Origin of the sequence: Streptomyces sp. NPDC056347 (assembly GCF_042262625.1) — a bacterium.
GTDB lineage: Bacteria > Actinomycetota > Actinomycetes > Streptomycetales > Streptomycetaceae > Streptomyces.
Window position 1 is genome coordinate 1 of sequence record NZ_JBHJQP010000050.1, and the last position, 12,041, is coordinate 12,041.

Consider the following 12,041-nt stretch of genomic DNA (forward strand, 5'->3'; position numbering starts at 1 on the left):
CGACCGCACCGCCCACGGCCTTCACCCCGCTCCCGTAACCGACACACCCGACACGGTGATCGGTTTTCCTCGCTCGTTCGGCGTAGGAAGTCCCTCTCGCGAGGGACCGCTCAACTTGCGTGTTTCGCGCGGACAGTGTTCGGAATCAGTGCTTCCGCCGCTGGTACGGCACCGGCCCGGCACTTCGACAAAGGCCCGGGAAGCACCATGTCCACCTGAATGGATCAGTCGTGAGGAGCCTCACATATCCCTTTTTCAGCTCGGAAATCCGTCGGTCCGTGAGTCAAGATCCCTGGGACGACAAGCCCCCGCCACCGCGGCGGGGCGGTCCGGGCGGACGCCGAGTCCTGCCGCCGCCCGGATGTCTGGTCGACGAAAGTGGATCGGCAGGAGTGGAGGACCCGAGCACAACGGGTCGGCCCGGACACACCGGACGACCCTCGGGGTGAAGCCGCACCACGCGGCCGGGCGACTTCGCAGGCCCGAACCCGACAGGTCATCCTTCACAGGCGGCTGACGAAGGGTTGCGCATGTCTGCGCAGGTTCATGTCCCGTCTCTGCTCGTCCGGGCCGGAACGGCCTCGGTTCTCACACTCGCCGCCGTCGGCAGCACCGTGTTCGCCCCGGGTGTCCAGGCGGACGCCCAGGCCGCCACCGTGTCGATGAAGGCGCTCGGCATCGCGGCGTCGAAGAAGGGGTCACCGTACCGCTGGGGCGCCGCCGGACCCCACCGCTTCGACTGCTCGGGCCTGACGCTCTACGCGTTCAAGAAGGCGGGCAGGAAGCTCCCTCGTACGACGCAGCAGCAGTACAACCGGACCCGCCACATCTCGGCCTCCCGCCGCCAACGCGGCGACCTGGTCTTCTTCCATTACGGCAGCAGCATCTACCACGTCGGGATCTACGCCGGGGACGGCAGGATCTGGCACTCGCCGAGGACCGGCGCGGTGGTGCGGCTGGAGAAGATCTGGACCAGAAGCGTCTACTACGGCCGGGTCGGCTGAGCCGGGCCGGCCCCCGAAGGTCCTGGTCAACGCTGCACGGGCACCTGCCACGGCAGCGTGACCCTCACCGTCTTGCCGCCGTCGGCGGTGGCGGTGACCGTGAGCCGCCCGCCGCGCTGCTGGGCCAGGCAACGGATGATTCCCATGCCGCGTCCGTTGTCCTGCCGCACCGCGGCGGGCAGTCGCCTGGGCCGCTGCGGATGGCTGTCCGTCACCCCCACATGGAGTCCCCCCTCCTGATCCAGCCGGAGATCCACCGTGAAGGTGGGCGACTGCCCGAAGGTGTGCTGCACGGCATTGGTCGCGAGCTCGGAGACGATGAGCCGGATGCCGTCGACGAAATCGGCGTCGGCGGCCAGGCCCCAATCGCCGAGCACCCCGGCCACGTATCTGCGCGCGGCCGGAACCGAGACCGGCTCGCTCGGCAGGGTGATGCGTGCCTTCTGATGGTCTGCCACGGCGAGCCGTCCCTTCCCGCCCGGGCCGAACCGAGATCGGACCGGGTCGCGCTTGGCGCCGGATTGCCCCTGATGCTGCCGTCTGTGACGGTGCTGCACCACGATATGCATATATCTATCGCTCAATGCGGTGAACCCTGCCACATATGCCCGTGAACGGCGGCACACTGTCCGGTCGGCGGAACACGGAGGGAGGCCGCGCATGCAGCACGGCCCTGCGGTACGGCGCCGCAAGCTCGGGGAAGAACTGCGGAGCCTGCGCCACGCGTCGGGGCTCACCAGCCGGGAGGCGGCCCGGGTGCTCGGCTGGCACCAGTCGAAGGTGAGCCGGATCGAGACCGGGGTGAGCGGGGTGCGGCCCGCCGACGTCACCCGGCTGCTGGACACGTACGGCGTGGACGACCCCCGGCTCCGCGACCTCCTGGCCGCGCTGGCGGGCTCGGCCGGCGGGGGCGGTACGGGCTGGTGGCACGCCTATCGCGGCCTGCTTCCCTCCCAGTACCGCGACTTCATCAGCCTGGAGTCGCAGGCGCGCACCGCACGCACGCTGGAGACCTCCGTGGTGCCGGGACTCCTGCAGACCGCCGACTACGCGCGTGCGGTGACCCGGGCGTCGCTCGACGGGCTGCCCGCCGGTCAACTGGACTCACTGGTGGAGGTGCGGCTGGCCCGCCAGGGGGTGCTGCGGACCGATCCGCCGCTGCGGCTGAGTGCGGTGCTGGACGAAGCGGTACTTCGGCGCGAGGTCGGGGGCCGCCGGGTGATGCGGGAACAGCTGCGCCATCTGACCAGGGTCGCCCAGCTGCCCCATGTCCGGCTCCAGTTGCTGCCGTTCTCGATGGGCGGCTACACCGGACTCACGGGACCTTTCGTTATCTTCTCTTTTCCGAACACTTCAGATCTAGATGTGGTCGTTCTTGACCATTTGACGAGTAGCCTTTACCTGGAGCGGAAAGAAGACCTCGAGGCGTACAGCTCGGCCTTCCGCACCATGCAGGCGCACGCGCTGTCGCCGGAGCACTCGTTGGATCTCATCGCCGCGGTCAACCGTGGCGCACAGTGACCCGGACCGCCCGGAGGGGACCCATGTCGGACTGCCTGGCACAGCACGACTCGTACTGGCGGCGCAGTAGCCGCAGCACAGGTATGAACAACTGCGTGGAGACCGCGCCCTTCTCCGACGGGCGGCTCGCCGTGCGGGACTCCAAGGACCTGTCCAGGGCGCCGCTGAGGTTCTCCGCGACGGCCTGGACCGCCTTCGTCACCGGTCTGCACCGGGCTCCGGCCGACTGACGCCCCCGTCTCCCCGTCCGCCGGTCCGTCCGGTCGGTCGGCGGGCGCGGTCAGCCTGCGGGCGCGGTCCGCCGGACGGTCGACACGGCGGTGGTGATCTGCTCCTCGGTCAGGTCGGCGCGCGCGGTCAGCCGGAGCCGGGACACCCCGTCCGGAACCGACGGAGGCCGGAAGCAGCCCACGGCGACACCGGCCGCACGGCAGTCGGCCGCCCAGCGCACCGCCGCGTCCGCCGAGGGCGCCCGCACCGACACCACGGCCGCGTCGGGCCGTACGGCGGCCAGCCCGGCCGCGGTCAACCGCTCGTGGAGCGCGGTGGCCACCGCCCGGGCCCGGCCGGCCCGTTCGGGTTCGCGGCGCAGCAGTCGCAGACTCGCCAGGGCGGCACCCGCGGCGGCCGGGGCGAGGCCGGTGTCGAAGATGAACGTCCGGCCCGTGTTGACGATGTGCTCGATGACCCGGGCCGGCCCGAGGACGGCTCCGCCCTGGCTGCCGAGGGACTTGGAGAGGGTCAGCGTGGTCACGACCCCGGCGGCGCCGGCGAGTCCGGCGGCGGCCGGCGCGCCCCGGCCGCCCGCTCCGAGCACGCCCAGTCCGTGCGCGTCGTCCACGAGCAGCGCGGCGTTCTCCGTACGGCAGATCTCGGCCAGTTCGGCCAGTGGTGCCGCGTCGCCGTCGACCGAGAAGACCGAGTCCGTGACGGTGAGCGCCCGCCCGTCCCGCGTCCGCAGGGCCTTGCGTACGGCCTCGGGTTCGGCGTGCGGCACGACGGCGGTCCGCGCGCGGGAGAGCCGGCATCCGTCCACGATGGAGGCGTGGTTGCCCGCGTCGGAGACGATCAGCGAGCCGTGTCCGGTGAGCGCCGTGACGGCCGCAAGGTTGGCCGCGTAGCCGGAGGACAGCACCAGGGCCGCCTCGAAACCGCAGAACTCGGCCAGTTCCTCTTCGAGTGCGGCGTGGAGTTCGGTGGAGCCGGTGACCAGACGTGAACCGGTCGCGCCCGCACCCCATTCGCGTGCCGCCGCGGCCGCGGCTCCGGTGATGCCGGGGTGTCTGGCCAGCCCCAGGTAGTCGTTGCTCGCGAGGTCCAGGAGCCCGGAGGCGGCGGGCCGGGGGCGGAGGACACGGACGAGTCCGGCGTCGGCACGACGGCGCTCCTCGGCGTCGATCCAGCCGAACGGGTCGAAGGGCATGAGCAGTCCCTTTTGTAGGCAGCTCACAGAGCCTAACCGGGAGCACCACAGGTCATGGTGTGGCAATACACACACCATCGACAGGCACTGTTGTCCGGTTCCTCCTTGGCTGTGTGGCGTGTGTTAGGACAGGATCTTGGCCATGGACCTCCTGACCACGCTGGTGGACAAGGGCCTGCGGCGCGAGCTGCCGACCCGTGAAGAAGCCCTCGCCGTGCTGGCGACCTCGAACGACGATCTGCTCGAAGTGGTGGCCGCGGCCGGGAAGGTGCGCCGCCAGTGGTTCGGGCGTCGCGTGAAGCTGAACTACCTGGTCAACCTCAAGTCCGGCCTGTGCCCCGAGGACTGCTCGTACTGCTCGCAGCGGCTCGGCTCGAAGGCCGGGATCCTCAAGTACACCTGGCTGAAGCCCGACGAGGCCTCGAAGGTCGCCGCCGCCGGAGTGGCGGGCGGGGCGAAGCGGGTGTGCCTGGTGGCGAGCGGGCGCGGCCCCACGGACCGCGACGTCGACCGGGTCTCGGAGACCATCGAGGCGATCAAGGAGCAGAACGAGGGCGTCGAGGTGTGCGCCTGCCTCGGCCTGCTCTCCGACGGCCAGGCCGAGCGGCTGCGGTCGGCGGGCGCCGACGCCTACAACCACAACCTCAACACGTCCGAGGGGACGTACGGGGAGATCACCACCACCCACACCTACGCGGACCGGGTGGCGACGGTGCGCCAGGCCCAGTCCGCGGGGCTGTCGGCGTGCTCCGGGCTGATCGCGGGCATGGGCGAGAGCGATGCCGACCTGGTCGACGTCGTCTTCGCGCTGCGCGAACTGGACCCGGACTCGGTGCCGGTGAACTTCCTGATCCCGTTCGAGGGAACGCCGCTGGCCAAGGAGTGGAACCTCACCCCGCAGCACTGCCTGCGCATCCTGGCGATGGTCCGGTTCGTCTGCCCGGACGTGGAGGTGCGGCTTTCGGGCGGGCGCGAGGTACATCTGCGCTCGATGCAGCCACTGGCCCTGCACCTGGTGAACTCGATCTTCCTGGGCGACTACCTCACCAGCGAGGGCCAGGCCGGTCAGGTGGATCTGGACATGATCGCGGACGCCGGTTTCGAGGTGGAGGGCGCGGGCACGACGACGCTGCCCGCGCACCGGGCGGATCGGAGTGGCGGATGCGGCTCGCACGACGGCGGATGCGCCCCCTGCGGTGACGCGCCCGAGGCGGAGCCGGCCAGGACCGCCGAGGTTCCGGACGCGCGCACCGACCTGGTGGCGGTCCGCCGTCGCGGCGCGGGAACGGATCTCGCCCCCAATGCCTGACGCGCTCTCCCCGGCCGAGCTGCGTGCGCTGGACCGGGCCCATGTCTGGCATCCGTACGGCCCGATGCCGGGCCGTACGGAGCCGCTGGTCGTGGAGTCCGCGTCCGGGGTACGGCTCAGACTGGCCGAACCGGCTTACGGACGGACCGAGTTGGTCGACGGCATGTCGTCCTGGTGGTCCGCGGTGCACGGCTACAACCACCCGGTCCTCAACGAGGCGGCCCGCGAGCAGCTGGACCGGATGAGCCATGTGATGTTCGGCGGACTCACCCATGAGCCCGCCGTGCGGCTGGCCACCCGGCTGGTCGCGATCACCCCGGAGCCGCTGAGGCACGTCTTCCTCTCCGACTCGGGGTCGGTCTCCGTCGAGGTCGCGGTCAAGATGTGCCTGCAGTACTGGCGTTCGGCCGGCCGGCCCGCCAAGCAGCGGCTGCTGACCTGGCGCGGCGGCTATCACGGGGACACCTGGCAGCCGATGTCGGTGTGCGACCCCGAGGGCGGCATGCACGAGCTGTGGTCGGGCGTCCTGCCCCGCCAGATCTTCGCCGACGAGCCGCCGTCCGGTTTCGACGCGGAGCCGGACGCCGCCTACGCGCGGCATCTGCGGGAGTTGATCGCCGGGCATGCCGATCAGCTGGCGGCGGTCATCGTGGAGCCGGTGGTCCAGGGCGCGGGCGGGATGCGCTTCCACTCCCCCGCGTATCTGCGGGTGCTTCGCGAGGCGTGCGACGCGAACGACGTGCTGCTGGTGTTCGACGAGATCGCCACCGGGTTCGGCCGGACCGGGAAACTGTTCGCCGCGGAGCACTCCGGCGTCTCGCCCGATGTGATGTGCGTGGGCAAGGCGCTGACCGGCGGCTATCTGACGATGGCGGCGACGCTGTGCACCTCCGGGGTGGCGGAGGGCATCTCACGGGGTGAGGTGCCGGTGCTCGCGCACGGCCCGACGTTCATGGGCAATCCGCTCGCCGCCGCGGTGGCGTGCGCCTCGATCGACCTGCTGCTCGGCCAGGACTGGGAGCGAGAGGTGAAGCGGATCGGGGCGGGGCTGCAGGAGGGCCTCGCCCCGGCGTCCGGGCTGCCCGGGGTGCGGGACGTGCGGGTCCTGGGCGCGATCGGCGTCGTGCAGCTCGATCACGAGGTGGACATGACGGCCGCGACCCGGGCGGCGGTACGGGAAGGGGTGTGGCTGCGGCCGTTCCGCGATCTGGTCTACACGATGCCGCCGTATGTGACGGGCGACGAGGACGTGGCGCGGATCTGCCGGGCCGTGTGCGCGGCCGCGCGGGAGGGATGAGAGTGACGATTCTGGTGGTGACAGGTACGGGCACCGAGATCGGCAAGACGATCGTGACCGCGGCCGTGGCGGCGGCGCACGCGGACCGCCGCGTCGCGGTCCTCAAACCGGCTCAGACCGGCCTGGCCCCCGGCGAGCCCGGCGATGCCGCCGAGGTGGCGCGGCTGGCCGGTGATCATGTCACGGCGGTCGAGCTGGCCCGCTTCCCCGAGCCGCTGGCCCCGGCGACCGCTGCCCGCCGGTCCGGGCTCCCGCCGGTGCGGCCGTACGACGTCGCCGACGCGGCGCGGAAGCTGGCGACGGAGCACGATCTGGTCCTGGTGGAGGGGGCGGGCGGGCTGCTCGTCCGGTTCGACGACGAGGGTTCGACGCTCGCCGACGCCGCCCGGCTGCTGGCCGCGCCGGTGCTGGTCGTGACGCCCGCGGGGCTCGGCACGCTCAACTCCGCGGCGCTGACCTCGGAGGCCCTGAGGTCCCGGGGGCTGGAGTGCCGGGGCGTGGTGGTGGGCAGCATGCCCGCCGAGCCTGATCTCGCGGCGCGCTGCAATCTGGCGGACCTTCCCGTGGTGACGGGTGCCCCGCTGCTGGGCTCGGTGCCGGCCGGCGCGGGGGCTCTGGACCCCGCAGACTTCCGGGCGCGGGCCCGGGGCTGGCTCTCGGTGGAACTGGGCGGGGAGCGCTGAGCAGGGCCGTCGGCGCCGGACGGCCGTATCACCGGGCCGCGGACCGCACGGCTCCCATCCGTGTCACAGGCTCCACTGGCGGAGCTCGTCGGCGATGGCCCGTACGTCGGCCTTGCCCTCCTTCACCAGTCTGGCCAGGTCACGGACCTGCTCGGGCGAGGTGACGACCTTGAGCCCGGAGGCGACGAGATACCCGTACGCGACGGCCGAGGAGAACATCGCGTTGGAGTGTTCGAGCGCCGGGACGTGAAGCAGCAGCTGGAGGAGTGCGGCGGCCCGGGAATGCGGGTCGCTGTACACGGGACTGCCGAAGATCTCGGCCTCGTGACGGGCCACCGCGGCCACGAGCGCGCCCCAGTCGACGACCTGCGGATCACCGGGGGTCTTGTGCTCGGCCACCATGAGCAGCCAGGAGAGGTCGATCTGCAGGTTCAACGCGTGCCTCTGCGCTCCGGGCCGAACTCCTCGGCGAACACCGACTCGTACTGCTTCATGAAATCGGCCGCTGCCTCGACGAAGGTGTGGCCTGCCTCGCCCGCGTCCTGCCGTACGAGCTCCTCTATATAGCGGTTCACGCTCATCCCCCTCTGCAGCGCGCGTTGCCGCGCGGCCTCGGCGGTGGCCTCGTCCACTCTCACGTTCAGCTGAGTCTTGGGCACATCACCACGCTAGCGCCGGGCCGCTAGCACCGGCAAGAGGAGCCCGCCGGTGCTCCGTACACAGGGTCCGGGGCACGGGGTCCGGGGCACGGGGTCCGGGGCACGGGACCGGACCCGAGGACGCGCCCGGGATCGCTCTCCGACGGGCCGCGAACGGGCCCGAAACGGCCCGTTCCATGTGACGCCACCCATAGGGGCCAGATCACATACGAGGCCGGATAGTAGCTGCCCGGGTCCATGGAAAGCGGGAAAGAACTATTCCGAAACGGATCATTTCGGACATTACTCCGTATTGGGGTAGTACGTCACATCATTGACCCCTGGCCGGGGCGCCGCTAACCATGGTTGTCATCACGGGGAGCCACGGCAGGCCCGGACACACCACCGGCCCCGCCCGCCCCGTACCGCATCCCGCGGATCCGCCCCATCGCCGACACCGGCACCCGGGCGGCCTCGTCCCACCCCACAGGAGTTACTTCCGCATGACCGCTCGCGCCCTGAACCGCACCAGCCGCATCCGCAACCTGGCCATCACCGCCCTCACCACCACCGCCGCCGCGGCGGCAGCCCTCACCCTGACCCCCGCCTCCGCCCACGCCGCGGAGACCAAGCAGATCGCCGCCGCGGTCACGACCGGTGACAGCCAGAGCCAGCAGACCGGCAAGGCCTACGCGAACAACCTCGACGGCTGGATCAAGGAATCCCTGGACATCATGAAGGCCAAGGGCATCCCCGGCAGCTACGAGGGCCTGCACCGCAACATCATGCGCGAGTCCAGCGGCAACCCCAACGCCGAGAACGGCTGGGACGTCAACGCCCAGAACGGCACCCCGTCCAAGGGCCTGCTCCAGGTCATCCAGCCGACCTTCAACGCCTACCACGTCGCCGGCACGGCCCACAGCCTCACCGACCCGGTCGCCAACATCACCGCCGCGGCCAACTACGCCGCCAACCGCTACGGCTCCATCGACAACGTCAACTCGGCCTACTGAGCCGGGTATCCACACCGGCACGCGCAGCCGTGACGCGTCCGCACCACAGCGGACCGTCCACAGCGCGAAACACGCTCGCCCGGCCGACCCCCGCTCTGCTTGGCTCGGCCCATGAGCGATCTCCACATCCGCCACGCCGACCTCAGTGACATCGACGCCGTACTGGACTTCTGGCGCGAAGCCGCGGAGGGAACGAGCATCAGCGACGACCACGACGGGGTGACCCGGCTCATCGGCCGGGACCCCGAGGCCCTGCTCCTCGCGGAGCACGACGGCCGCCTCGTGGGAACCGTCATCGCGGGCTTCGACGGCTGGCGGTGCTCGGCCTACCGACTGGCCGTGCACCCCGACTTCCGCCGCAAGGGCATCGCCACGGCCCTGACGCAAGCGGCGGAGCAACGCTTCCTGGCCCTCGACGGGCGACGCGTCGACGCCATGGTCCTTCAGACCAATGAACGCGCGCACCGCACCTGGGGCACGAACGGCTACCGGCGCGAGGACCACTGGCGGCGCTGGGTCAAGCCGCTCACCGACTGACATCCCGGCCACCGGGCCGGACGGATCACTGGAGGATCGGGGAACTTTGCCGATCCTTTACTATGGGTACTTCCCTGTCCGATCCTTCCGAAAGGTGTGAGCGTCCGCCCATGGGCGAGCCTCCCAGTCGACACAACCGGCACCGAGCGGTCCTTCTGTCCCTGCCCGATCATGGGACGGAGGTGAACCGATGACCGAAGTGCTCCTGCTGCTCGTGGCCGTACTGCTCTCCCTGGCCTGCGGCGCCTTCGTCGCGGCCGAGTTCTCGCTGACGACGGTCGAGCGCGGCCAGCTGGAACGGGCCGTCGAGCGTGGTGAACGGGGCGCCGCCGGCGCCATGAAGGCCGTACGCAGCCTCACCTTCCAGCTCTCCGGCGCGCAGCTCGGCATCACCGTCACCAACCTGGTGGTCGGCATGCTGTCCGAACCGTCCATCGCCAAGCTCATCCGTGGCCCGGTGGAGGCGGTCGGACTCTCCCCGAGCGTGGCCTCCTCGGTCGCACTCGTCCTGGGCACGGCGCTGTCCACCGTGTTCCTGATGATCGTCGGCGAGCTCGTCCCCAAGAACTGGGCGATCTCCTCGCCGCTCGCCGTGGCGAAGGCCGTGGCCACCCCGCAGCGCATCTTCACCGCGGTCTTCCGCCCCTTCATCAGCCACCTCAACAACACCGCCAACCGGATCCTGCGCCGCATGGGCCTGGAACCGGCCGAGGAGCTGGCCTCCGCGCGCAGCCCGCAGGAACTCGCGGCGCTGGCCCGGCACAGCGCGAAGCAGGGCGCCCTGGAAGCGGACACGGCGGAGTTGTTCGTCCGCACGCTGAACCTGTCGGAGCTGACGGCGGAGAACGTGATGACGCCCCGAGTCCAGGTCACCGCCCTGGAAGCGCAGGCCACGGCCGAGGACGTCGCGAACGCCACCCGGGCGACGGGACTGTCCCGCTTCCCCGTGTACCTCGGCAATCTGGACACCGTCGTCGGGGTGGCACACATCAAGGACGTGCTCGCCATCCCCGCCGAGCAGCGCCCCCGTACTCGTGTCTCGGAGATGCTGCGCGAACCCCTGCTGGTCCCGGAGACCCTCACCGTGGACCGGCTCCTCGACCGGCTGAGCGGAAAGCTCGCCATGGCCGTCGTCATCGACGAGTACGGCGGCACCGCCGGGGTCGTGACACTGGAGGACATCGTCGAGGAGGTCGTCGGCGAGGTGCGCGACGAGCACGACCCGCACGAGACCGCGGATCTCGTTCCGGCCGGCGAGGACGCCGACGGACGGATCCTGTGGTCGGCCGACGGCGCCGCCCGCATCGACCAGCTCAAGACGATCGGACTGCGAGTGCCGGACGGACCGTACGAGACGCTCGCCGGGCTCATCGCCACCGACGTCGGCCGGATCCCCGCCGTGGGCGACACCGTGGAACTGGTCGGCTGGCGGATCGACGTGGTCGACGCGTCCGGACGCCGCGCCGCGCGGGCCCTGCTGCACGCGCCGCCGCCTGGTGACGACGATCGGGCGGAGGACGCACGATGATCGCCGTCCAGCTCCTCATCGGCCTGATGACCCTGGTCGTCAACGCCTTCTTCGTCGGGGCGGAGTTCGCCCTGATCTCCGTACGCCGCAGTCAGATCGAACCGGCGGCCGAGGCCGGGAACCGTCGCGCGCGCAGCGTGATCTGGGGCCTCGAACACGTCTCGGCGCTGCTCGCGGCGGCTCAGCTCGGCATCACGCTCTGCACGCTTGTGCTCGGCATCGTCGCCGAACCGGCCATCGCACATCTGCTGGAGCCCGTCTTCGACGCGGTGGGCGTGCCGGTCGGGCTGATCCATCCGATCTCGTTCGTAATCGCGCTGAGCGTGGCGACGTATCTGCACATGCTGCTCGGCGAGATGGTGCCGAAGAACATCGCGCTCGCCGAGCCGGTCCGCGCCGCGTTGCTGCTCGGGCCGCCGCTGGTGACGCTGGCCAGGGCGCTGCGGCCGGTGATCTTCGCGATCAACGCCTTCGCCAACGCCCTGCTCAAGATCCTCCGGGTCGAGACGAAGGACGAGGTGTCCGCCACGTTCTCCGACGACGAACTGGCCCGGCTGGTGACGGACGCGGGGGACGCCGGTCTGGTCGACGACCGCTCGGCCGAGCGCCTGCGCCACGCCCTCGAACTGGGCCGGCGCCCGGTACGGGACGTGGCGATGCCGGTGAACCGGGTCACGTACGCCAGGATCGGGACCACTCCGGAGCAGCTGGAACGGCTCTCGTACGAGACCGGCTTCTCGCGCTTCCCGGTGATGGACGGCGAGGGACGGATACTGGGCTACCTCCACGTGAAGGACGCCCTCGACGCCACGCCGCGCGACGTGCCCTTCCCGGTGACCGCGATGCGGCCCATCGCGCGGGTCCGGGCGGACACTCCGCTCGACGACGTCCTGACCGCATTGCGGCGCAGCCGTACGCATCTGGCGGCGGTGCTCGACGAGGCCGACCGGCCGGCCGGGATGGTCACCATGGAGGACGTGCTCCGCGAGCTGGTGGGGCGTCCGAAGGCCCGTTGACGGGGGCGCGGGCGCGGCCGGATCCGATCCGGTCGCGCCCGCCGTCCGTCCGGCGGCCGCAGGCTCCGGGAG

At 71.0% G+C, this 12,041-nt stretch carries 14 protein-coding genes and 1 riboswitch; of the genes, 10 read left to right on the plus strand and 4 right to left on the minus strand.

Features of this window, described 5'->3' with window-relative positions; all coding sequences use genetic code 11:
• Nucleotides 1–360: 360 nt before the first annotated feature.
• Nucleotides 361–527: riboswitch (cyclic di-AMP (ydaO/yuaA leader) on the plus strand.
• Nucleotides 528–530: 3 nt separating this feature from the next.
• Nucleotides 531–1,004 carry a C40 family peptidase gene (locus ACFCV8_RS14235; RefSeq protein ID WP_376685612.1) on the plus strand — a complete coding sequence of 158 codons (474 nt, stop codon included), beginning with the start codon at nt 531–533 and terminating at the stop codon, nt 1,002–1,004.
• A gap of 26 nt (nt 1,005–1,030) precedes the next feature.
• Here ACFCV8_RS14235 and ACFCV8_RS14240 read toward each other — a convergent pair whose 3' ends face one another.
• Nucleotides 1,031–1,462: an ATP-binding protein gene (locus tag ACFCV8_RS14240; protein WP_376685652.1), complete on the minus strand. Its 432-nt coding sequence runs from the start codon at nt 1,460–1,462 to the stop codon at nt 1,031–1,033.
• A 202-nt stretch (nt 1,463–1,664) separates the two neighbouring features.
• On the opposite strand from ACFCV8_RS14240, the gene ACFCV8_RS14245 reads away from it, so the two are divergent.
• Together ACFCV8_RS14245 and ACFCV8_RS14250 are read left to right on the plus strand one after the other, a co-directional pair.
• On the plus strand, nt 1,665–2,525 hold the full coding sequence (locus ACFCV8_RS14245) for a helix-turn-helix domain-containing protein (RefSeq protein WP_376685613.1): 861 nt from the start codon (nt 1,665–1,667) through the stop codon (nt 2,523–2,525).
• 23 nt (nt 2,526–2,548) lie between these two features.
• Nucleotides 2,549–2,755, plus strand: a complete 207-nt coding sequence (locus tag ACFCV8_RS14250; protein ID WP_376685614.1) for a DUF397 domain-containing protein — start codon at nt 2,549–2,551, stop codon at nt 2,753–2,755.
• 50 nt (nt 2,756–2,805) lie between these two features.
• On the opposite strand, the gene ACFCV8_RS14255 is transcribed toward ACFCV8_RS14250, so the two are convergent.
• Entirely contained in the window at nt 2,806–3,948 is a 1,143-nt protein-coding gene (locus tag ACFCV8_RS14255) for an 8-amino-7-oxononanoate synthase (RefSeq protein ID WP_376685615.1), read from the minus strand.
• A gap of 142 nt (nt 3,949–4,090) precedes the next feature.
• On the opposite strand from ACFCV8_RS14255, the gene bioB reads away from it, so the two are divergent.
• From bioB to bioD, 3 genes are read left to right on the plus strand one after another with little or no spacing between them, the layout of a single operon-like run.
• Nucleotides 4,091–5,257: a biotin synthase BioB gene (gene bioB, locus ACFCV8_RS14260; RefSeq protein WP_376685616.1), complete on the plus strand. Its 1,167-nt coding sequence runs from the start codon at nt 4,091–4,093 to the stop codon at nt 5,255–5,257.
• Nucleotides 5,250–6,554: an adenosylmethionine--8-amino-7-oxononanoate transaminase gene (locus ACFCV8_RS14265; RefSeq protein ID WP_376685617.1), complete on the plus strand. Its 1,305-nt coding sequence runs from the start codon at nt 5,250–5,252 to the stop codon at nt 6,552–6,554. The genes bioB and ACFCV8_RS14265 overlap by 8 nt, the downstream gene beginning before the upstream one ends.
• A 2-nt stretch (nt 6,555–6,556) precedes the next feature.
• On the plus strand, nt 6,557–7,237 hold the full coding sequence (gene bioD, locus ACFCV8_RS14270) for a dethiobiotin synthase (protein WP_376685653.1): 681 nt from the start codon (nt 6,557–6,559) through the stop codon (nt 7,235–7,237).
• Between the two features lie 63 nt (nt 7,238–7,300).
• Here the strand turns inward: bioD and ACFCV8_RS14275 are convergent, their stop codons facing one another.
• Both ACFCV8_RS14275 and ACFCV8_RS14280 read right to left on the minus strand, forming a co-directional pair.
• Nucleotides 7,301–7,672, minus strand: a complete 372-nt coding sequence (locus tag ACFCV8_RS14275; protein ID WP_376685618.1) for a fic family toxin-antitoxin system, toxin component — start codon at nt 7,670–7,672, stop codon at nt 7,301–7,303.
• Nucleotides 7,669–7,896: an antitoxin gene (locus ACFCV8_RS14280; protein WP_376685619.1), complete on the minus strand. Its 228-nt coding sequence runs from the start codon at nt 7,894–7,896 to the stop codon at nt 7,669–7,671. The genes ACFCV8_RS14275 and ACFCV8_RS14280 overlap by 4 nt, the downstream gene beginning before the upstream one ends.
• A gap of 482 nt (nt 7,897–8,378) precedes the next feature.
• Between ACFCV8_RS14280 and ACFCV8_RS14285 the strand changes: the two genes are divergently transcribed.
• The 4 genes from ACFCV8_RS14285 (at nt 8,379) to ACFCV8_RS14300 (ending at nt 11,969) form a co-directional block, all read left to right on the plus strand.
• The gene (locus ACFCV8_RS14285; RefSeq protein WP_376685620.1) at nt 8,379–8,888 is read left to right on the plus strand and encodes a transglycosylase SLT domain-containing protein; all 510 of its coding nucleotides are present in this window, start codon (nt 8,379–8,381) and stop codon (nt 8,886–8,888) included.
• 111 nt (nt 8,889–8,999) lie between these two features.
• Nucleotides 9,000–9,425, plus strand: coding sequence for a GNAT family N-acetyltransferase (locus ACFCV8_RS14290; protein ID WP_376685621.1), 426 nt, complete (start codon nt 9,000–9,002; stop codon nt 9,423–9,425).
• Nucleotides 9,426–9,615: 190 nt separating this feature from the next.
• On the plus strand, nt 9,616–10,953 hold the full coding sequence (locus ACFCV8_RS14295) for a hemolysin family protein (RefSeq protein WP_376685622.1): 1,338 nt from the start codon (nt 9,616–9,618) through the stop codon (nt 10,951–10,953).
• Complete coding sequence (locus ACFCV8_RS14300; protein ID WP_376685623.1) at nt 10,950–11,969, plus strand: hemolysin family protein; 1,020 nt, start codon at nt 10,950–10,952, stop codon at nt 11,967–11,969. The genes ACFCV8_RS14295 and ACFCV8_RS14300 overlap by 4 nt, the downstream gene beginning before the upstream one ends.
• Nucleotides 11,970–12,041: the final 72 nt, after the last annotated feature.

Coding starts and splice junctions, on each gene's coding strand:
- ACFCV8_RS14235 (WP_376685612.1), top strand. CDS start 531: ATGTCTGCGCAGGTTCATGTCCCGTCTCTGCTCGTCCGGGCCGGAACG.
- ACFCV8_RS14245 (WP_376685613.1), top strand. CDS start 1,665: ATGCAGCACGGCCCTGCGGTACGGCGCCGCAAGCTCGGGGAAGAACTG.
- ACFCV8_RS14250 (WP_376685614.1), top strand. CDS start 2,549: ATGTCGGACTGCCTGGCACAGCACGACTCGTACTGGCGGCGCAGTAGC.
- ACFCV8_RS14255 (WP_376685615.1), bottom strand. CDS start 3,948: ATGCCCTTCGACCCGTTCGGCTGGATCGACGCCGAGGAGCGCCGTCGT.
- bioB (WP_376685616.1), top strand. CDS start 4,091: ATGGACCTCCTGACCACGCTGGTGGACAAGGGCCTGCGGCGCGAGCTG.
- ACFCV8_RS14265 (WP_376685617.1), top strand. CDS start 5,250: ATGCCTGACGCGCTCTCCCCGGCCGAGCTGCGTGCGCTGGACCGGGCC.
- ACFCV8_RS14285 (WP_376685620.1), top strand. CDS start 8,379: ATGACCGCTCGCGCCCTGAACCGCACCAGCCGCATCCGCAACCTGGCC.
- ACFCV8_RS14290 (WP_376685621.1), top strand. CDS start 9,000: ATGAGCGATCTCCACATCCGCCACGCCGACCTCAGTGACATCGACGCC.
- ACFCV8_RS14295 (WP_376685622.1), top strand. CDS start 9,616: ATGACCGAAGTGCTCCTGCTGCTCGTGGCCGTACTGCTCTCCCTGGCC.
- ACFCV8_RS14300 (WP_376685623.1), top strand. CDS start 10,950: ATGATCGCCGTCCAGCTCCTCATCGGCCTGATGACCCTGGTCGTCAAC.